Annotated in this window: 16 protein-coding genes; 10 read left to right on the top strand and 6 right to left on the bottom strand. The window is 41.5% G+C overall.

Features of this window, described 5'->3' with window-relative positions; genetic code table 11:
• Window position 1: 1 nt before the first annotated feature.
• Complete coding sequence (locus LMH66_RS16750; protein WP_229371416.1) at window positions 2-901, top strand: phospholipase A; 900 nt, start codon at window positions 2-4, stop codon at window positions 899-901.
• A 244-nt stretch (window positions 902-1,145) separates the two neighbouring features.
• Here LMH66_RS16750 and LMH66_RS16755 read toward each other — a convergent pair whose 3' ends face one another.
• The 4 genes from LMH66_RS16755 to LMH66_RS16770 all read right to left on the bottom strand — a co-directional run bounded on the left by LMH66_RS16755 (window position 1,146) and on the right by LMH66_RS16770 (window position 7,907).
• Window positions 1,146-2,867 carry a hypothetical protein gene (locus tag LMH66_RS16755; RefSeq protein WP_229371418.1) on the bottom strand — a complete coding sequence of 574 codons (1,722 nt, stop codon included), beginning with the start codon at window positions 2,865-2,867 and terminating at the stop codon, window positions 1,146-1,148.
• Window positions 2,868-3,556: 689 nt separating this feature from the next.
• Window positions 3,557-4,297 (bottom strand): phosphoadenylyl-sulfate reductase, encoded by a 741-nt coding sequence (locus tag LMH66_RS16760; protein WP_229371420.1) that lies wholly within the window; start codon window positions 4,295-4,297, stop codon window positions 3,557-3,559.
• 39 nt (window positions 4,298-4,336) lie between these two features.
• Window positions 4,337-6,028, bottom strand: coding sequence for an assimilatory sulfite reductase (NADPH) hemoprotein subunit (gene cysI / locus LMH66_RS16765; RefSeq protein WP_229371479.1), 1,692 nt, complete (start codon window positions 6,026-6,028; stop codon window positions 4,337-4,339).
• A gap of 94 nt (window positions 6,029-6,122) precedes the next feature.
• Complete coding sequence (locus tag LMH66_RS16770; RefSeq protein WP_229371422.1) at window positions 6,123-7,907, bottom strand: assimilatory sulfite reductase (NADPH) flavoprotein subunit; 1,785 nt, start codon at window positions 7,905-7,907, stop codon at window positions 6,123-6,125.
• A gap of 342 nt (window positions 7,908-8,249) precedes the next feature.
• Between LMH66_RS16770 and LMH66_RS16775 the strand changes: the two genes are divergently transcribed.
• The 5 genes from LMH66_RS16775 (at window position 8,250) to LMH66_RS16795 (ending at window position 13,938) form a co-directional block, all read left to right on the top strand.
• A complete protein-coding gene (locus LMH66_RS16775) occupies window positions 8,250-9,437 on the top strand; it encodes an NAD(P) transhydrogenase subunit alpha (RefSeq protein WP_229371424.1) in 1,188 nt (395 codons plus the stop codon).
• Window positions 9,438-9,442: 5 nt separating this feature from the next.
• A complete protein-coding gene (locus tag LMH66_RS16780; RefSeq protein WP_055025191.1) occupies window positions 9,443-9,718 on the top strand; it encodes an NAD(P) transhydrogenase subunit alpha in 276 nt (91 codons plus the stop codon).
• 5 nt (window positions 9,719-9,723) lie between these two features.
• On the top strand, window positions 9,724-11,103 hold the full coding sequence (locus LMH66_RS16785; protein WP_102528213.1) for an NAD(P)(+) transhydrogenase (Re/Si-specific) subunit beta: 1,380 nt from the start codon (window positions 9,724-9,726) through the stop codon (window positions 11,101-11,103).
• Between the two features lie 288 nt (window positions 11,104-11,391).
• Window positions 11,392-12,405: a sensor domain-containing diguanylate cyclase gene (locus tag LMH66_RS16790; protein WP_229371426.1), complete on the top strand. Its 1,014-nt coding sequence runs from the start codon at window positions 11,392-11,394 to the stop codon at window positions 12,403-12,405.
• 174 nt (window positions 12,406-12,579) lie between these two features.
• Entirely contained in the window at window positions 12,580-13,938 is a 1,359-nt protein-coding gene (locus LMH66_RS16795) for a MipA/OmpV family protein (protein ID WP_229371428.1), read from the top strand.
• A gap of 83 nt (window positions 13,939-14,021) precedes the next feature.
• On the opposite strand, the gene LMH66_RS16800 is transcribed toward LMH66_RS16795, so the two are convergent.
• Entirely contained in the window at window positions 14,022-15,047 is a 1,026-nt protein-coding gene (locus tag LMH66_RS16800) for a hypothetical protein (protein WP_229371430.1), read from the bottom strand.
• A complete protein-coding gene (gene hldE, locus LMH66_RS16805) occupies window positions 15,047-16,477 on the bottom strand; it encodes a bifunctional D-glycero-beta-D-manno-heptose-7-phosphate kinase/D-glycero-beta-D-manno-heptose 1-phosphate adenylyltransferase HldE (RefSeq protein ID WP_229371432.1) in 1,431 nt (476 codons plus the stop codon). Before hldE ends, LMH66_RS16800 begins: the two co-directional genes overlap by 1 nt.
• A 104-nt stretch (window positions 16,478-16,581) precedes the next feature.
• On the opposite strand from hldE, the gene lpxL reads away from it, so the two are divergent.
• From lpxL to LMH66_RS16825, 4 genes are all read left to right on the top strand, one after another.
• On the top strand, window positions 16,582-17,508 hold the full coding sequence (gene lpxL, locus LMH66_RS16810) for an LpxL/LpxP family Kdo(2)-lipid IV(A) lauroyl/palmitoleoyl acyltransferase (protein WP_229371434.1): 927 nt from the start codon (window positions 16,582-16,584) through the stop codon (window positions 17,506-17,508).
• Window positions 17,509-17,835: 327 nt separating this feature from the next.
• On the top strand, window positions 17,836-18,801 hold the full coding sequence (locus tag LMH66_RS16815; protein WP_229371436.1) for a L,D-transpeptidase family protein: 966 nt from the start codon (window positions 17,836-17,838) through the stop codon (window positions 18,799-18,801).
• Between the two features lie 223 nt (window positions 18,802-19,024).
• Window positions 19,025-20,437: a M16 family metallopeptidase gene (locus LMH66_RS16820; protein WP_420709435.1), complete on the top strand. Its 1,413-nt coding sequence runs from the start codon at window positions 19,025-19,027 to the stop codon at window positions 20,435-20,437.
• Window positions 20,437-22,137: a M16 family metallopeptidase gene (locus LMH66_RS16825; RefSeq protein WP_229371440.1), complete on the top strand. Its 1,701-nt coding sequence runs from the start codon at window positions 20,437-20,439 to the stop codon at window positions 22,135-22,137. Before LMH66_RS16820 ends, LMH66_RS16825 begins: the two co-directional genes overlap by 1 nt.
• Window positions 22,138-22,147: the final 10 nt, after the last annotated feature.

The raw sequence follows: 22,147 nt of genomic DNA on the forward strand, positions 1-22,147 counted from the left end.
AATGTCCAAGTCACTCTGCCTGCCATTCATCTTTTACTTATTTGCTTTCGCAAGTTTCAATGCAAGCAGTGAGGATTCTTTAGTTGATGAAAGAATCCAAAGTGAAGTAGAAACTTCAGATAAAAGTTTCGTCATTACGCCCCATAAGGTGAACTATATTCTGCCTTATACCTACAATGACAATCCGAATTCAGAGCCATACATCGATTTTAAAACGGGAAATGAAGGGAGTGATGAACAGGTAGATAATGCTGAAGCAAAATTTCAAATTAGCTTCAAGTTCCCCCTTTGGTACAATGTGTTTGGTGATAATGGCCACCTTTTCTTTGCCTATACCAATCAATCCTATTGGCAGGTATACAATAAAGACATCTCTTCTCCTTTTAGAGAAACTAACCACGAACCCGAAATATTTATGCTGTTTAATAATGATTGGGAAATAGCAGGGCTGCGAAACTCGTTCTGGGGCTTTGGTGCTGTTCATCAATCTAATGGTAAGTCTGGCAGTTTATCCCGCAGCTGGAATCGAATTTATGGTGAGATGGTATTCGATCGAGGACCGTTCGCATTAGCTTTTAAAGCTTGGTATCGGATACCTGAAGATGAAAAAGAAACACCGACATCGCCTGATGGTGATGATAATCCAGACATTGAAGACTATATGGGCAACTTTGAACTGAAGGCTGTATACGGTTTAGGCGAGCACCGCTTTACAATGATGGGACGCAATAATCTCGAAAGTCCAAATAAAGGCTCAATAGAATTTACTTGGAGTTATCCAATATTAGGTAACTTGCGCTTATATACGCAATACTTTAATGGCTATGGCGAAAGCATGATTGATTATAACCATCACAACCAACGTATCGGTATTGGGGTTTCAATAAACGACATTTTATAATGTTTAGCTAGCGCTAGAAACTTTGGTAGGATTTGGATAGGTTGAGCACGACAATTCTGTGATGAAAGCTCTGCTATGATTGCTCTGTGATAAATGATAGCTCTGTGATAAATGATAGCTCTGTGATAAATGATTGCTCAGTGATAGCAGTTCAGCACTAACATTAGTCTACAATAACTTAAGCAACTGCAATAAAAAAGGTGAACCACTAGGTTCACCTTTTTTGATCTTCGAGATTAATAACCTATTTAGCTTTGCTGTTGGCTTTGGTCGAGATAGAAATACCTTTAGCTGTGACATCAAGACCAAATTGCATACGCATATCGTAATCTTTAAGCATTGCTAGCTCTTCAGGTATCGGCTCACCACTTTCTTCTATCAAAGAAAACACTGGCGTAAGTAGCTTTTGGTAGTCTAAAGCGACACTATTTAAGCCATTCGCCTCTAACTTCTCTGTAGCTAGTTTATCTGCTAATGCTTCACCTTTGTCACCACTAAAGATAACCAAGTGATTATCTTTCATCGCCATTTGAGCAGTCACGCCCATTTCTGGTGGTAACATTAAATAAGGGCTCACATCAATTGCATCGCCATTTTTCTCTAACTGAATATTAGCCAATTGCGGTACAAAAGGACGTACCATATTTAGCAGCATTTCAGGGTCGTCTGCAGATAAGCTAATAAGCGCATCTAAATGCTTAAAGCCTGGCTCACCGTTTTCGTCAGTTAATGAGAAATCAACAATCGTTGCGCTGATCCCTTTAACGCCGTTAGCCATGCCTGTCATCATCCCCAGCATAGCAGGGTTTTGTTCACTTACCCCGTATTGCATTTGGGCTAATGCTTCACATTGATAACTCGGTGTTTGTAAGTCTTTCCAAATTTCAGATAAAGCCGGTGCCAGTTGCGTCACATCCATACCAAAAGCTAAAGAAGCAACATTGTCATTGATGTTTTGGCTAAAACTTGGAATAAAACCGCGCATTTTAGTCAATGCACCTAAAATAACTTGGTTATTTGATTCAATCACGATTTCAGCATCAAAATTAGTTTCTTTTCTGTCAACTGAAAACGATTTAAGCCCCATCACAGAACGTGGCCAATTAGCCGCGATAGAATTAAATTCAGCCTTACATTCTGACGTTTTGAATTCAGCGAAAGGATCCTCACCAGAGCCTTCCATTTGAACCAGTTTAGTCAGTTGTTTAGCGAGCATATTACCATCACTAGACGTTAGGCCATTGACCAATTCAACGTGATTGATAAAACTAATACTGTCTTTCAAGAAGCCATGAGTTGATGCTATCTCTTCAAGCATGCCTGAATCGCTAATTGGGTTTTCAACCTTGGTTAAGCCAAGTGCTGTTTCAAGCAGTTCAGGCTTATTAAATGAAGTATTTAAGGTGACGGTTAACCAGCCCTCTTTTTGCGAAAATACCATATCGATAGATTCATCTTCATCAATCAATGAATAAGCTCGGTAATCTTGGCCTTTTATCGACTCAGCTTTGTGTACTAAGCCACTTTCATCAGATGCTTTATCCAATAAGGACCAAATTGCATTTTCATCTTCAATTTGAACCTTGAACACAGGTAAAGCACCTAGAGTATAAGTGTATGATTCAATGTGTGATGGTAAGCCAAATGTCTTTAAAAATACGCCAGGGTTTTCAAAGCTCATTAAATAGCTTTTATATAAGCTAACAAAAAAGCGCTCTTGTTCTGAACCGAATGGGCCCGCTTGCTCAATTTGTTCTAAAGATAGTTTACTGTTCACGCCCATTGGCATGGAGTACAAGTAATCTTCTAGCGGAAATGGGGTTAATTGCCCTGAAAACAATAATGTATCAGCAGGTATATACTCAAGAAGTTCGTTGTTAGATGATGTACCGCCATCTTTACCAGACAGCACATACGCGCCAGCACCAACAGCGATAACCGCTGCTGCAATTGCGAGTTTTTTCATTATTTTTTGCTCCATAAATCACATGTAAATTAAAACAAGTCACTCTTCCTTGAGAGTTATTGGATTAAGTATTGATATTGTCATCGAACAGCCTACCGAGCAGGGTTCAATTTTTAATAAGTTTCGCAATAACTTAGCATTTTTTTATTTTTGGATCATATAAAAACGGTAAATAGGCTTGGTTTTTTACAGAGATGGTCAGCGGAAGTTAAGGTTAAGGGCAAGAAATGAATTAAGGGAGCGATTTCTCGGTTAGTCACCATAAAGTAACTAACCGAGAAACCTAAATAGATTGTACTTACGCTAGCAAGCCAATCTTAGGAAGCTCGTGTTAACGAGCAAGGCTTTTGGAGGTACAGGGTTTGCAATCACAAACCTAAAGTGTCGACAAAAACCATCTACGGGAACTTCTCAATTTAGACTATAAAATTAACTTGTGCATATTTTTGTGGATAAATTGTTGGTAAAAAATGTCTCAACATCAAAAATCAGTCATAGGTTGTAAAAGTACAGAGTAAACATTTGTTCGATTATGCACATCGACAAACCACTAAGCCGACTCACTATATCCAGTAGCACTATGATAACGTTAAAAAGTGACACAAATACGATAGCTAAATGACAGTTAAATAATAGTGAGTACAATATAAAAATATCAGCCTTAGCTGATATTTTAACTATTGATAAACCTAGATTTCGTAGTGCAGTCCACACTCACGCTTCATGCCATTAAAACGAGTATCTTCTTCGCTCATTCCAAGCTCTAGGGGTTTACTAGAATGAATATCACCGACAGAGACATACCCTTGTTCCCATAAAGGATGGTAAGGCAAATCATGCAGAGTGAGGTACTCATGCACATCTTTATTAGTCCACTCAATAATTGGCAATAACTTAAACCGATCACCGTGAATCGCTAAAATTGGCAAAGCTTCACGAGTACTTGCCTGACTCCGGCGAAGACCAGCAAACCAAGTCCCAACATTTAACTCATTCAAGGCTCGTTGCATCGGTTCAACTTTATTGATGCGGTTATATTGCTCTAAGCCCTCAAGATCTTTTTCCCATAACTTACCAAAAAGTGCTTCTTGCCAAGCTGAAGATTGCTCCGCTTTGTACACTTTAAGGTTTAGATTTAATCGCTCAGTTAATTGATCGATAAACTGATATGTCTCAGGAAATAAATACCCTGTATCAGTCAAAATAACCGGAATATCTGCTTGTGCCTGACTGACTAAATGCAGCATAACAGCAGCTTGAATACCGAAACTCGATGATAGTGCATGCTCGCCGGGTAAATAAGCTAATCCCCATGTCACCCTTTCTTGTGCAGTTAAACCTGACAAGAATTGATTAACTTTCTCGAGCACAATCGCCTGCTCAGATTTAGGCGCTGTTAACAACGCTAATAACTCATTTTGCTCAATCATATTCTTACCCTCACTGGTAAAGCGCAGGAAAATAACGCCTTAACCATGAAAATCTTTCGCAGCATCATTCACTGCTTTGACAATACCATGTCGTACTGTGAAGTTACCAAAGGTCTCACCAGCATCACGCTCTTGTACATACAAACCAAACAGGTTATCAAGCTCGGCGAGTATTTCCGCCTCTTGAATGTTTTCTTTGTACATTTTATTTAAACGCGTACCTTCAAAGCTTGCGCCTAAATACAAGTTATAACGCCCTGGCGCTTTACCCACTAAGCCAATTTCCGCGGCAAATGGTCTAGCACAACCATTAGGACAGCCAGTCATACGCACAACGATGGCTTGTTCGCTAATACCATGCTTAGTTTGCAGCGCATCAATATGATCAATAAACTCAGGGAAATAACGCTCAGCTTCAGCCATCGCAAGTGGACATGTCGGCAAAGCAACACAAGCAATCGAATGGCCACGAGTCTGGCTAATTAACTTGCCAAAAAATCCATGTTGGCGAGCAAGATCTTCAATAGCAGCTTTATCTTCTTCAGCAACACCAGCAATAATCATGTTCTGATTTGATGTCATTCTGAAGTCGCCTTTATGGATTTTGGCGATTTCACGAAGACCAGTTTGCAGTGTTTGACCTTGCTCATCTTTAATACGGCCACTTTCGATAAATAACGTGAGATGCCATTTATTATCGACACCTTTTACCCAACCATATCTATCACCGCGATCGCCAATAACCGCATCACGCTTCGGCTCAAAATTCACTCCTGCACGTTTTTCAACTTCTGCTTTAAATTCTGCGACGCCATGATCAACAATGGTGTACTTTAAACGTGAACGCTTACGGTTAACACGGTTGCCCCAATCACGCTGAACAGTCATTACAGCTTCTGCAAACTTAATCACATCTGCGGTTTTAATAAAGCCAAAGTCATCAGCTAAACGCGGGAAAGTCTCAACTTCACCGTGAGTTGACCCCATTCCGCCACCAGCAACCAAGTTAAAGCCGACTAATTCTCCAGCTTCTTCAATGGCGACAAAACCAAGGTCATTGGTATAGACATCAACATCATTATCTGGCGGTACTGCAACTGCCATTTTAAACTTACGAGGCAAGTAGGTTTTGCCATAAACAGGCTCATTGGTTTCGGTGTCTAATAGCTTTTCTTCATCCAACCAAATTTCAGCATAGGCGCGGGTATGTGGCAGTAAATGATCTGACAACTCTTTTGCTACTGCATAAGCCTGTTGGTGCAATGTAGACTCAATTGGGTTTGGGTTACACATCACGTTTCGGTTTACATCACCACAAGCAGCAATGGAATCTAGTGCCGCTCTATCTAACCCTTGGATCAAGGTTTTCAGGTTACGTTTTGGAATACCGTGATATTGAAACGTTTGACGAGTCGTTAAACGAATACTGTTAGAAGTCGTTAATGTTGATGAAATCTTATCGACATCAAGCCATTGCTCAGGCGAACAAATACCACCAGGAACACGAGCACGAAGCATGAAGCTATACAATGGCTCTAGCTTTTGCTCTTTACGCTCGTTACGTAAATCACGATCGTCTTGCTGATAAAAACCATGAAACTTGATCAATTGCTGATCGCCATCACTAAACGATCCCGTGACTTGAGTGTCTAAGCCTTCTTTGATCGAACCGCGTAGATAATCACTGTCGGTTTTTAGATATTCATTTACTGCTAACTTTTGCTCACTCATCATGTGGCCTCTTTAATACTTGCTGCGCTAGCGACTCTATTCACCAACGCTGCTTTATTCTTATTGTCTTGTTGAAGACTGCGATAATCTGTATTTAGTAAACGTCTTTTTGGTAACGTTTAGCACTGCGTAAGTCTTCTAAATAGCTTTCAGCACCAGCTTCATCTAATCCGCCAAACTCAACAGCAACATTAATCAGTGCTTGATGGACATCTTTCGCCATCCGCTCTGCATCACCACAAATGTAAAAATGCGCGCCATTTTGTAGCCACTGCCAAATAGACTCGCCTTGCTCGGCGATACGATGCTGCACATAAACTTTATGTTCTTGATCCCGTGAGAAAGCGACATCTAAACGAGATAAATCGCCAGATTTTAGGTATTGCTGCCATTCGACTTGATATAGGAAGTCTTGTTCAAAATGAGGGTTACCGAAGAATAACCAGCTGTCACTATTAACCCCATCTACTGCACGTTGCTGCATGAATGCTCTAAATGGCGCAACGCCTGTACCAGGACCAACCATAATAACTGGCGTGTCATTATTTTCAGGTAAACGGAAATGCTTATTAGGCTCAACATACACCTTTACTAATTGACCTTCTTCTGCAGATGCTAAGAAATGTGAAGCACCGCCAAATCTTGCTTGGCCAGCTCGCTCATCTTCAACTAATGCAACGGTTAAGTGCACTTCATTCTCAACTTCATCTTGGCTTGAAGCGATAGAATATAAACGTGGAGTCAGCGGTCTTAACAGCTCAACTAATTTAGCGGCATCAATAGTGACCGGATATAAACTAATTAAGTCAGCTAATTGATGACCCAGTACAAACTGACGAGTTTGCTCTTTATCTGCAGCGATTGCAGTTAACTCATCGTTAGCAGCAAGTTCAGCCCAAGCTGTGACTAAGCCCGGATAAAGCTGTGTCAGTTCTTTCTTTTCAAGCAAGGCCTGCTCAAGAGAGAATGTATGCTTGCCAACCTTAACCTCTGTGTTCGCATCCAAAGATAAAGCAGCAATCACCTCATTGACTAAGCCTGAGCTATTCGTAAACCAAATACCTAATGCATCACCTACTTCATAGCTAATGCCTGATTCGCCTAAATCAATCTCTACATGACGAACATCACGATCAGAATCACGACCAGTTAATTTTTGGCTAAGTAATATTTCAGCTTCGTAAGGTTGCTGTTTAGTGAACTCGCTTTCTGTAGTTGCTTTAGCAGTGTCGATTGACACTACGCTCGCGCCACTTGCTTGCACTAAAGGCTCAACGGCTTCTAGTACTTGCTCTTGCCAGCTTTCAGCCGCCTCTTCGTAGTCAACGTCACACTCAACGATAGGTAGTAATTGTTTTGCACCTAACGCCGTTAAACGTTCACTGAAATCTTTTCCGGTTTGACAGAAGAACTCATAGCTCGTATCGCCAAGCGCTAATACAGAGAAGTTAAGTGCGTCGAGCTTAGGCGCTCTTTTTGATGCTAGAAACTTATGTAACTCAATGGCATCATCAGGCGCTTCACCTTCACCATGGGTACTGACGACAGCGATTAGGATTGTTTCTTGCTTCAATTGGCGAACATTATAATCGGCCATTGAGGCTAAATTGACAGCGAATCCTTTTGCCGTTGCTTGCGCCGCAAGTGATTTAGCAATCGCTTTACCGTTACCTGTTTGGCTGCCAAATAAAATCGTCACTGTTTGCGCTGCTGCAGTTTCTGGCGCTGAGGCAATTTGACCTTGATTTGAGGTTGCCGCCAAATAGCCACTAACCCAAGCTAATTGTGTTGCAGATAACTCTGAAGTGAGCTGTTTTAGCTTGTCGACTTGTCCTTGAGACAATGGCGAAGCGAATGAAGAAAGTTCTTTTAACAACATTAGATGGCCTTATAACAGTTTAATGTCAACAGACTACTCCTAATGCTTACAACCAAAAAATAATAAAAATCACTTTTTTATTCCATTAAGGAATATGCAAAGGCGGTTTTTTAAGCTACAAAAGTGTGGTGTAGCGCAAACTTTTAGGTCAGACCTCGGTAAAAATGAGATTTAGCTCATTCTTTACTTGTATCAAACTTAAGAGTTGCCAGAATGATGCACTTTATAAAAATGGTACTAAAGTTGTGTGAACAATCAAAAGTCGTAATGGCTGCTGTTCAGGCAACTCGAAATACTAAAACGACCCGACCCTTCCCTACATATAACTAAGAGGTTGTCCTTTTGAAATTAGGTCTACCGAAAGAGAGTCACCCAGGTGAGCAACGCGTTGCGCTAATCCCTGCTAATGTGACCATTTTAATGAAAAAACAGCTACAAGTGATCGTAGAATCAGGCGCTGGACTACAAGCAGGTTTCACCGATGACGATTACGTCAAAGTTGGGGCCACAATAGCTTCTTCACGAGAAGCTCTACTCACTGAAGCCGATATCATTACAGTGGTAAACTGTAAGGGTGATCAATTTGATGAAATTCAAGCTGTTTTGAGACCACATCAATTGGTTATAGGGATGATGGATCCGTTAGTTAATCCTCAAAATGCCCAGGCAATCGCCAACACTGGCGGCAGTGCAATTGCGCTTGAATTGATCCCGCGTATCACTCGTGCTCAAAGCATGGATGTCTTATCGTCAATGGCAACCATTTCTGGCTATAAAGCCGTATTACTTGCCGCGCACAAAGCCCCGCGCTTGTTCCCAATGATGATGACTGCTGCCGGTACATTAAAACCGACTCGTGCCTTTATCATGGGTGTCGGTGTTGCAGGCCTTCAAGCTTGTGCAACAGCAAAGCGGTTAGGCGCTGTTGTTGAAGCTTATGACATCCGCCCTGCTGCTCGCGAACAAATTATTTCAGTCGGCGCCAAGCCTGTTGAGCTGGATATTGAAGCTGAAAATACTGAAACCAAAGGTGGCTACGCTGCTGAGCAAAGTGATGACTTTTTGAAACGTCAGCAACAAGCTATGGCGAATGTATTAGCGCAACAAGACATTGTCATTACCACTGCGGCTATCCCGGGTCGTAAAGCACCAGTGCTTATCACTAAAGAAATGGTTGATGGCATGAAAAGCGGCACAATCATTGTTGATTTAGCCGCTGAAAGTGGCGGTAACTGTGAGTTAACTCAAGTAGATGAAGTCATTATGCATAATGGTGTGATGATTTTAGGCCCGTCAAATGTGCCAAGCACTGCAGCGAATCATGCCAGCCAAATGTACGGTAAAAATGTTGAAAACCTACTTAACCTACTTATCACTAAAGAAGGTGAGCTAGTACTTGATTTTGAAGACGAAATCGTCAGCGATACTGTTGTAGCTCATGGTAATGATGTTAGTAGTGCCCGTCTTCGTGACTTACTGGGTTTAGCGCCTTTGGCGACACCTGAAACCCCATCAGAGGAGACAGCCTAATGGATATGACCTTATTACTATTACTGACACTTTTTGTTGTTGCAGTATTTTTAGGCGTTGAACTGATTACTAAAGTTCCTCCTACGCTTCACACACCGCTAATGTCGGGTTCAAATGCGATTTCAGGTATTTCGCTAGTTGGCGCATTATTATCAGCTGGCTCTGGCGCAGGTATTATGGTTAACGTACTTGGCTTTATTGCTGTAGTGCTTGCCACCATCAACGTGGTGGGCGGTTACATGGTAACTAACCGCATGCTAGCCATGTTTAAAAGGAAATAGACTCAATGACAACATTTATTTATTTAGCTTACCTTGTTGCCGCAGTCTTATTTATTCTAGGTATTAAAGGGCTTACAAAACCGCGTACTGCGGTTCGTGGCAACCAACTATCTGCGATGGGCATGTTCATTGCTGTTGTCGTGACCTTGTTTGATCAAAGCATTCTTAGCTACGAGTGGATCATCGCAGGTGTGTTACTGGGTGGTACTATCGGGGCCGTGATGGCGACAAAAATCAAAGTCACCGACATGCCGCAAATGGTGGCATTACTGAATGGTTTTGGTGGCGGTGCTTCACTGGCAATTGCCGCTGCAAGCTTCCTTGATCCTGCAGCAGCAACCAATGCAGTAGCACTTATCTCTATCGGTGCCACTATCATTATCGGTTCTGTCACGTTATCAGGTTCATTTGTTGCTTTCGCTAAACTGCAGGAGCTTATCTCGGGTAACCCGATTAAAGTACCCGGCAACAAACCGTTAAATGCGATTCTATTAATCAGTGCAATTGCGCTTGCGATTGCGATGGTCATGGATCCAACCAACACCAACTTAATGTATGCCTTAGTGGCTGTAGCAGTGGTGTTAGGTGTACTACTTGTAGTGCCCATTGGCGGCGCAGACATGCCAGTTGTGATTGCATTACTTAACTCATATTCAGGTATCGCAGCCGCAACGACGGGTTTCATTACAGGCAATACTGTGCTGATTGTTTCAGGTTCTTTGGTAGGCGCTTCAGGTATTATCTTGACGCAAATCATGTGTAAAGCAATGAATCGCTCACTGTTTAATGTGTTATTCGGTGTAATGGCCGAAGGCGGCGAGAAGATTGATGCTGATGAAGTATATGCTGGTAAAGTAAAATCAACATCACCAGATGAAATCGCCATGATGCTCGAAACGGCTGAGCGCGTTGTGATTGTACCTGGTTATGGTTTAGCAATGGCTCAGGCTCAACATGCCGTACGTGAACTTGCCAACGTATTACAGAGCCGCGGTACTGACGTTAAGTATGCAATTCACCCTGTAGCAGGCCGTATGCCTGGCCACATGAACGTACTACTTGCAGAAGCTGAAGTGCCGTACGAGCAGTTAATTGAAATGGATGAAATTAATCCACAGTTCGAGCAAACTGACGTGGCTATTGTGATTGGCGCCAATGATGTTACTAACCCAATGGCACGTGAAGATAAAGGCAGCCCAATTTACGGCATGCCGATTCTGAACGTTGATAAAGCCAGAACCGTTGTAGTCATTAAACGTTCTTTAAGCCCAGGTTTTGCAGGCTTGCCTAACCCATTATTTGCCATGGATAACACATTAATGTTATTCGGCGATGGTAAAAAAGGTATTGTTGAACTGACACAAAGCTTGAAAGAAGCTGAATAATTGATGCACTCTTGATCCGCTCTTGATGCTCAATATTCATAGAAAAGGCCGCTAAGCGGCCTTTTTTCTTGTCGATAACTCGCTAAACAAGCTGATTAATTTTCATCATGTTCATTTATCGAACAAAAAATAGTTTAATTAAATGACAGGTTGTCGTCATTCCCTTATCTTTCACGCTTTCTAATGGATAATATTTAGACTATTGTCATGATAATTGACTATTAAGTCTAAAAATCGTACAAATGTTAGCTGGTTTATTTTTCCTAATGACTCGGATGATTGACGAATATGGATATCAACGCTTCTCAAATTGAAGCACTAACTGCACAAATTGCTCAGCTTAAAAGTGAAAATGAATCACTAAAGCAAAAAAATAAACAGATCCAGCAACAGCTATCTGCAACATTGGATGGCACTGGGTTGTGTTTGTGGGAACAAGATGTGCCCACAGGCGACTTGTGTATTTATAATCAAGAATGGGGCTCATTGTTAGGTTACACCCGCGAAGAATATTCAGCCAATATGCAAAGTTGGAAAAATAGCCTCCACCCTGAAGATAAAGATTGGGTCATTAAAGCATTTGAAGATCACGTTAATGGGCAAGAAGATGTTTATCAAGCAGTGCACCGAATGATCCATAAAGATGGCAGTACCCGTTGGGTCTCAGATCGCGGTAGGATAGTTGAATATGCAACAGATGGTACTCCGCTAAAAATTCTCGGAACCCACATCGATATCACCCAAGAAAAGCGCTACCAATTAGATTTAGCACGACTCGCACATCGAGATCCATTAACAGACTTATTAAATCGCACTGCAGCAGAGAAAGTTTACAAAGACTTTCAGCGCAGCTCAAAGTTTGACTCTGGTACATTACTCTTTATAGATGTCGATAATTTTAAATCTGTTAATGATCGTTTTGGTCATCGTTTTGGTGATTTGACACTGATTGAAATCAGCCAAGTATTGCAGCACTACTCAGAGACTTTACTTCCCAAAAGTAAAACTAAGATTGCGAGAATTGGTGGTGATGAATTTGTCATTATTACCACGATATCTGAGTATAAATTAATAAGTGTTTTAGCAGGTTCACTGGTCAGTCACTTTAAACAAACACAAACCATTGATGATAAAAATATCGCCCTTGGACTCAGTATTGGCATAAGCTGTTTTACTAGCAAAGATCTTTTTGTTGAAGTTTGCGAGCAAGCAGATAATGCCATGTATGGGATCAAACAAGCAGGGAAACATAATTACTCTTTTTGGCAACAACCAAAAAGCATTTCGCAAATCATCCGCTAAGCTGCAATTGTATTTGATTAAAGACGTTAACAACTTGATATAAAAATCAGCGGTTATGTCATATTAAAAAAAATGCCATGCTATAATCCTTCCAAAGTTACTGTAAAACCTGACACTTAGTCGCTTTACACTTCCTACTCAATTGTTAATTATTTATTACTGGTAGTTAAGTTTATGTCTAAATATTCGAAGCTTATTCCTTTCTTTTTATGCATTTGTCCACTATCTGTGACCGCCAGTGAAAATGTAGAAGTTGAACCATTAGCAAGCAACAAAACAAGCGAAAGCACACACACTGATAAGACCGTAGAGTACTTTCCAAGTAAATGGGGCGTAGGCATTGGAATGCGCCGTGCTGATATTCCCTATGCCACCGAAGACGATGTCGTCACCGATGTCATGCCACTAATTGAGTTTGAAAATGACTATTTCTTTTTAGACGGATTAGAAGGTGGTGTACATTTATGGAAGAATGATGAACACCAAGTAAATATCTACAGTCGCTTTCGTTTTGTGGATATTCCACAAGAATATCAAAACGAAACTCAATCTGATGCGTTTGATTTTGGTATCCAGTATCGGTTCCAAAAAGAGGGCTTAGAAGCTGACGCTGCTTTTATGAGTGACGGTAATAAACGCTATTATGGTTATACCCGCACCCAGTATCACTGGACTGCTGGCGACTGGCAATTAAACCCTTTTGCAGAGTTCCAGTGGAAAAGTAACTCCTTTAATGAGCATTATTATGGTTTTGACCAGATAGACCCTGGCGCAGGGCTTGCCTTTTCTGCTGGCTTAAATACTCGTTATCATTTGGCCAGCAATTTATACTTATTAGCTAATTTCGGGGTCACTCGCCTTGAAAATGATATCTATGATTTACCGACCATTGAAAATCAATATCAATTTGAATCCTTCTTTGGTTTTGGCTTTTATCCCGATGCTAAGCGCCCAAATACCAATCCCGTACCTACAGAAAGCGGTGAATTTTTACGTGTTGCTCACGGCTGGGCAACGCCTTCAAACCTCAATGATATTCTAACGGGGAATGCAAAAGGCGACAGATATAACAATCAGCTCACCTCATTATTTTATGGTATTCCGCTATCCGACAGCTTATTTACGTTACCTATTGATCTGTACTTTACTGCGGGTGGTGTTTGGCATCATGACTCTGAAGTACAAGACAACCTAGCTGAAGGGGTTATTGGGGTAAAAGCGTTTTACACCCTTGATTTAGGTTGGCGTTTCCGCATCGGTGTCGCAGAAGGATTATCTTATGTTTCCGAAGTCACTTATATTGAAGGTAGTGAGCTTGATGAAAAAGATTATCGTCCATCTAAACTATTAAATTATTTAGACTTCTCGTTCGATGTAAACATTGGTGATGTCTTTAACTATGCACCTCTACAAAATGCGTGGTTGGGCTACAGCATTCATCACCGTTCAGGCATTTTTGAAACCAGCTCTGCTTTTGGACGCATTAAAGGTGGCAGTAATTACAACACCGTTTACGTGCAATGGCATTTTTAGTTCGTACTAAACATAACTAAACATAACTACAATATATATACGAGGCCTGTCATCATTGATATGACAGGCTGTTTTATTCAGCATCAATATTTAGCATCAAAGTAGGTAGGTGCCTCAGCAAACTGCTCAATGAGCCATTGATTTGCATTATCATCCCCCATTAATATCGACAATGTAGGCTGTAAAACTTCAATTAATCTAACCTGTCGCCAAAACATATAATTGGGTAAAACCGGCATAACTCCGCGATTAAATGTGCGCTGAATAAGGCTCGCTATTTCTTTCATTTCAGTGGTTTCAATAGACGGACTGAGTGGGTAGATTGCGCTAATGAAGTCACTATAATGCTCAAACTGTTTTATTTCTTCTAACGAATAATGAGTCAGCAACCATAACAACTGTGGGGAGCTCCAGTGACTGATATTATCTCTGTCGTTAATCACAGCCATATTACGTCGATGAAGCTGTTGCCAAGCAAGAATTAAACTATCCGACTGCGCTAGACGCCAAACAAGGTATACATCAGCTAACCATTCATGTTCATAGGCTGTTAGTTCACTTGGTAACCCTTTGCCTTGCAAAGCGATATTCTGTAAGTGGCCTATTTCGTGCCACAAAGTTAACTGTGACTGTTGCGCTAAGTCTAATTGGTAAATCTGTCCATTAAGCGCCACATTTTGATATACCAAAGGAAGAACACGATTAATGACGATCAAACCTGCCACATTCTCATCATTAACAGGAAATACCACTGCGCTTTTAAAACCTAGACTATTGGCAATATCATTATGACTTGGTAACTGACGAGTTACAGCTACAGGAAGCTGTGCAAGGCACTTTGCATAATCTGATATCCGACAAATAAGTGCACTTTTTTCTGCAATGGGTTCACGAGGGTATAAACTTGATTGCACGCTTTCTTCAGAAGAATTTATCGCAGGTGTAGAATTTAATGAAGACGTTGGAACTGAATTTTGTGTTGGCGTAAGTGTTGAAGTTGAAGTTGAAGTTGAAGTTGAATCAGAATGAAAATTAGCGTCAGCGTTAGCCAACAACAATGGGCTAACGCTAACGGCACTGATAAGAACTAGCAGTGCCGGTTTTAACACTATTTTTTAGCCATAATATTTTCAATTATTGCCGTGGTAGATACGCCATCTTCAAAGCCAAGAATTTCAACCTTACCACCAGCAGCCATCACTTCAGTACCACCAGCCACTTCTTCGACTTTGTAGTCACCGCCCTTCACCAACGAATCTGGTAATAAACGGCTAATAACGCGTTGCGGAGTATCTTCACTGAAAGGAATAACCCAATCGACAGACGCTAAACCAGCTAGCACAGCCATGCGGCGATCTTCTTGATTTACGGGTCTTCCTTCACCTTTAAGTCGTTTCACTGAAGCATCGTCATTTACTGCAACGATTAAGCGATCCCCTAAGGCTTTTGCTTGTTGTAAATAACTCACATGTCCTGCATGTAAAATATCAAAACAACCATTGGTCATTACGACTTTCTCACCGCGTAACCGTGCTTGCTCAAGTGCATAAGCCAGTTGATCTTCAGTGACGACACCGAAACCTGACTCGCCTTGATTTAACGCAAGCGCTTCAATTAACTCAATGCGACTAACAGTGGCGGTACCTAACTTAGCAACAACCACACCTGCAGCGATGTTTGCAATAGAACAGGCCTGCGCCATCGTACTTCCTGCAGCTAACGAGGTAGCTAGCGCAGATATAACAGTATCGCCAGCACCTGTGACATCGTAAACTTCACGCGCCACAGTCGGAATGTGCAGCTCAGCTTCATCTTGGCTGATAAGCGTCATGCCTTTTTCAGAGCGAGTGACCAGCATGGCATCAAAATTATGTTCTTTAATCAGCTGTTTTGCTTTAGCGATTAAATCTGCTTCGTCTGTTACCGTACCAACAACAGCTTCAAACTCACTCATGTTTGGTGTCAATAAAGATGCACCGCGGTAACGAGCAAAGTCAGTGCCTTTAGGGTCAACTAACACAGTGACACCTTTAGCACGTGCTTTGGCAATAAACTCAACAGGAGTATCGATAGCACCTTTGGCGTAATCAGAAAGCACGAGAACATCGACATCATCTAAAATAGCTTCACTACTACTGAATAAGTTTTCACTGTCAGCTTTGGCATATTTTTCTTCAAAATCTAACCGGATTAACTGCTGGTTACGGGAAAACACACGTAACTTAGTAATCGTTGGCTTATCAGCCACAGTTAACCAGCGAGGCTCAACCCCTTGTGCTTGAACCCCTACAGTCAGTGCTTGAGCAGTCTCGTCTGCCCCAACAATACCCGCCAGCTGAATTTGGCCGCCTAACGCTGCAATATTTAATGCTACGTTTGCTGCTCCACCTGGACGGTCTTCAATTTCATTAATGTTCACTACAGGTACAGGCGCTTCAGGAGAAATACGACCCGTAGGGCCAACCCAATATCGGTCAAGCATGACATCGCCGACAACTAAAACACGGGCTTTTTCGAATGCTGGTAGAGATACCTTCATAATAAACTTTTTCTTTTTGCTGACATTAAACGGTGATTGTACCTAATTTTGCTATAAAATTAAGTTAGAATAGCAACTAATTTTGAATTTGGGGTGAGTTACACGTGGTAGAAAAAGCGGAATTTGGTTCTCATTTATTACACCCAAAACATTGGCCGTTATGGTTAGGTGTTGGTTTTATGAGACTTACCCAATTATTACCTTTACGCTGGCAAATGAAAATGGGCGCAGGACTGGGTCGATTAGTACTCAGATTTGCTGCAAAGCGAAAGCACACAGCTGAACGTAACTTACAGCTTTGCTTTCCTGATATGCCACAACAAGAAAGAGATACTCTACTCAAACAGAATTTTGAAGAAACGGGTAAAGCCATTTTCGATACTATCAATGCATGGTGGTGGTCTAACGATAAAATACAGCGTCATATGACCATGAAAGGCGATCAACATGTCACTGCCACGCTTGATAGTGGCCATGGCGTTATTCTCTTTGCCGTGCATTGCTTGCCACTAGAGATGGGCGCAAGAATGTTTGGTCAATTCCAACCTGGAATTGGTGTATACCGCCCCCACGATAACCCTGTGATGGAATACCTACAGGTGAATGGACGTCTGCGTTCAAATAAAGGATTAGTGCCTAAACGTGACCTGCGTAATATGGTAAGAAGCTTGAGAAATCCTGATGTGATTTGGTATACCGCAGACCAAGATTTTGGCCGTTCAAGTGCGGTATTTATTCCTTTATATGCTGTACCAGATGCTGCAACTATTACCGGCGCTACCACTCTTGCGAAACTTGGCCGCGCTAAAGTGCTGCCATTTTTTGTCGAACGCAATAGTAATGATGATGGTTACCATATGGAGATTATGCCGCCATTGGATAACTTCCCAGGTGAAAATGAACTCGCTGACGCCATTCGTGGCAATAAAATAATTGAAACGATTATTGATAAAAATCGTCCTCAATATATGTGGCTACATAGACGATTTAAAACTCGGCCAACCAAAGAGACACCATCGCTATACGAATAAATGCTGCATTAAAAGCAGTTTAATTGAATCAGCAAACTGACTAAGTAGTACTTTAACCGTCAAAAATGAAAATAAAAGGTGGCTAAACTCGGTCACCTATTTCAACAAGCAATTGAGAAAACGCTAATAAAGTGTATCGGCAACTTGAAATCAATTAAGAAATGATCAAGGATGCCAAACTTAATCGCTTCAACAAATGACTCAGCAAGATCTCTACGCTGAGTGATGATTTAGATACGGATTTCTAATCGCTTTGGCAAATACTTATATGGACGCCTTGTTACATTGTTAAGTTACTAAACCAATAATTAGGAACACATCGCCCTTATGTTAAAGTCGTTTTGCGCTTCATTGATTGCTGTTTCTACCCTCTTGGCTAGCTTAAACGCTGCCGCGGTAGAATATCGTTTGCCCGCTAAAGACAGCCGCTTAATTGGTGAAAACCAATATTATATTGTGCCTGAAGGTAAGCTCACTTTAGAAGCCATTGCTGCTGAATTCCAATTAGGCTTGAGCAACATGATGGAAGCTAATCCTGGTGTTGACCCTTACCTACCGAAACCCGGCAGTACCTTAGTCATTCCTCACCAGCTTATTTTGCCCGATACCCCTCGCAAAGGCATTGTAATCAACAGCGCTGAGATGCGTTTATATTATTATCCAAAGGGTAAAAACACTGTAGAAGTGTTACCCATTGGTATCGGACAGGTTGGCCGTGACACCCCAGAAAACTGGGTCACTCAAGTGTATCGAAAGCGCGCCAATCCGACTTGGACTCCGACGCAAAACACTCGAAAAATTTATGCCGATAAAGGTGTAGAGCTTCCTGATGTATGGCCTGCTGGCCCTGATAATCCAATGGGGTTATTCGCACTTTATGTAGGTAACTATTTTGCCGTACATGGAACGAATGCCTCTTTTGGTATTGGCCTTCGAGTCAGTCAAGGTTGTGTGAGATTACGCGATGAAGATATTGAGCACCTATTTAATTCAGTGCCCGTTGGCACCAGAGTCGAGTTCGTAAATCAACCAATTAAGGCCACCATTGAGCCTGACGGTAATCGTTACTTAGAGGTTCACCAACCTTTATCAGAAACCATTGAGCAATTTGAGTCATCTGAGCAATTACCGTTAACGCTAGATAAGAAAATCACCTCTATTGTGGCTCATGCTGAAACCGACTCATTTACTTTAAAGCGTTTATTAGAGCAAAGAACCGGGATGCCTACTCGCATTAACAGCATTCAACATGCGCAATTAGATGAAGACGCTGCGCCAGCGGATTCAGAGTAACTCTTTCCATTAAAGCCTCAATCTAACCTCAATCAGATTTGATTGAGGTTAGGCATCTCCTCAACGCTAACCTGCATATTCCAACTTGAGTAACGCACCACAAATCAGTAATCTAAAAAGCCATTGTTAGTTTACTCATGGTGATAGATTGAAAACTGGTATCAAGCAGAATACATCTCAGCTGTTGATGGGAGTTAAAGATAAAACCCTCACTTTAGCATTAATGCTTACCTGTTTGTTTTCACTAACCATGGGATTAATGCCACTCAATCTGGCCGCGTCTCAATGCAAGCTTTCCAGCCAATTTAATCAACTTAGTCAAATTGAACATCAAATTAGCCTCACTGAGTTGGATAATGGCTTAATCGTCAGACAGCTAAATAGACCGCAGCAATCAACTGTCGCTATTGCAAGTCAATTTAACGTAGGTTCACGTAACGAAATAGCTGGGCAAACAGGATATGCGCATTTGTTTGAGCACCTGCTATTCAAAGGCAGCGAAAACGCCCCTAACGAAAGTTACCCTCAGCAAATGAGCGCCATTGGGGCCCGCTTTAATGCCAGCACACATTTTGACTATACCAATTACTATGTCACTGTCCCCGCGCAAGCATTAGAGTTGAGTTTATTTCTTGAAGCTGACAGGTTTATCCGTCCTGTACTATCTGAAACCACAGTTAAAAACCAACAAGGTGCAGTGCTAGAGGAAATGGCCACTAGCATAGATAATCAACCTTATCTTCGACCTGCAATGGAGTATTTACTTTCCCAAGTCGCTGGCAGCCCGTATGCTCATGCCATCATTGGCAGTAAAGCGGATGTGACAAGTGCAACCGCAGCCGAACTTGAACAATTTCACCAGCGTTATTATCGCCCCGATGCGATGCAGCTATCCTTAGTAGGCAAGATTGATATTGATAGCACAAATACCATCAAACAATATTTTGCTGATTGGCAAGCACCTCAACACAACCTAGACGAGTTTTCTGCCGTATCAGTAACTCCAACAGCCACTAAAACTGAAATCATTGATAAGCGAGGCCCTTGGCCTGCATTATTAATGGCATGGCACACTGTCGGCAGACAGCACCCTGACTTTGAAGCTGTAAGCCTTTTACAAAGCCACTTGTTTAAAAATCTCAAAAGTGCGCTCGCAGCCAACACATTAGAAAACCCACCACAAATGCTCAGCTACTCAATCCCATTGACCATGGAAAATCACGGTGTCACTAACCTTGTCCTCGTCCCTAGAGCAAACACCTCTTTAGATGAACTACAAAATTTGGTTGAATCACTATTTAGTCAAGTCATAGAAAACGGCCTCAACGACCAAGCTTTATGCACGTTAAAAACCGTTTCACTCAATGATATTAACCAGCAATTATCAAACAGTCAGACCTTAGCAAAATACCTATCGAACACCTCTAAGCGTGATAAATCCTTTCCATTAACTCAGCCATGGCGCCGAACCGAAGCCGTCACTTCAGCTGATATTCAGCGGGTCACTCAAGAATACTTTATTGATAAAGCAGTGCGAGTCGATTTATTGCCGCCTTGGTATATTCGCTGGGGGAAAGGGTTACTTGAAATCTTACCTCAAGGGTTTTCAGAGAAACTAGAAAGATGGGCGCTATAATGAGAACTTATCACTTGAGCCTATTAATCATCTTAACTAGCTTTTTGTTATTAGGTTGCCAGCACTCCCCTGTCATTTTTACTGAGTCACAACCGCCTAAAGTGCCTCAGTTTGCTGAATTAGACAACGTCCCTAAACTGCCATCATTATCGACGCCTTTAATCAGAGATAATAACAAGGAGGGAAATACCAGTACGCAAGTTTTTAATGAACCAAATAGTATTAATATCAATGACAAACTATCAATTCACCAATGGGCTGTTAATCAAGAAGATGCTGTAAGCCAACCAAAACTCAATCGAGTTTATTTTATTGGGATATCACCTAGTGCATCGCTTGAAAACCCTGATGTGCTTATCGAAGCATTTTCTCAACGCCGTAAAGAGCTAGCAAACCAACAGCAACATAAGCCAGATATTGCCGCCTGCTATGACAGCATCCGTTTTAGAGCCAGCTTGCATAGTATCGCTATTACAATGCAATGCGCTGCGCCATTTAATGAAATGCAATCATTAGTTTGGGCGTTTTGGGATGAAAATGCGTTAACTAATCTCAATATTGAAACAGTACAAAGAAACTTAAAACTCAATAAACACATTGGTGCATTCACAGGTTCAGAAATCGATAAAGTCTTTCGCAGTCAATTACTCGGCCCACAGCATCCTTATAATGTAAGTCTCGACAGCCAGGGATTAGTAGACTCTCTTGAAAACACCGAAGCAGGTTTTAAGCAATTGCAGCACTTACAACTTACTACCCGTGAGCGATTGCAATGGCATTTGTTTACTAATGATGTAGAAAATTCATTTAATCATGATTCGCAAAAGCCTTTGAATCAGCCTCTAATCGAACGTGAAACAGCTGAAAACCTGCATAGCAAAACGATTAATGACAGTTTACCTCTCTGGCTACTACATGACTCCAGTACCAGTGATAGCATGTTGAATAACAAAGCCAGTTACACAGCCAGCAACACAGCTAGCAACACAGCCCATAATACAAAAACTTTAACCGCTGAGGTTACTCCCAAAGATCAAATAACTCCCACAGCCACTATTTATCTCATTGATGCCCCAGATACAGTGCAAACACAGGTGAGAGTAGGCTTTGTTAGCGAAAATGCGAACAACTTATTGAATCACCACCAACAAACGGCAACGAATAATAGTGTAGGTTGTAAAACCATCGCACCATTATTAGGTAGAAGTTACAGCGGCAGATTATTCTACGATTTACGTGAAACCCGCGGATTAACCTATGGGATATACGGCCGCTGTGTTGATGCACCACTTAGTCAGTATTTATATTTTTATGGCAGCACAGCACTAGAAAACTCAGGGGCCTTTATTAAAGGCATACTTGACCATACTCAGCTACTGACCGAAAGCACTGTTAGTCAAGCTGAGTTAAATGCAGTCTCGACCTATTTAATTGGACAGCAACAACTGGCATTGGACACGACTTTTGGTAAAGAAAGTAATTACATACGTAATATTTTATCAGGCAAAACAACTCAGCAAGCGCAACAGAAAGTCAACGCAATAAGCCAGCTTACCCCAGCACAGTTTTTACAAATCTCGAATCATGTTTTATCCCATCCCCCCACAGTCGTCATCCGTGGCGACGCAGATAAAATCAGCGCAGATATTCGACAAAAACTACCAAGCTGGCAAGTACAATTGATTTCAGCGCACGACTAACAAATAAGAA

Origin of the sequence: Shewanella sp. 10N.7, from assembly GCF_020806285.1 — a bacterium.
GTDB lineage: Bacteria > Pseudomonadota > Gammaproteobacteria > Enterobacterales > Shewanellaceae > Shewanella > Shewanella electrodiphila.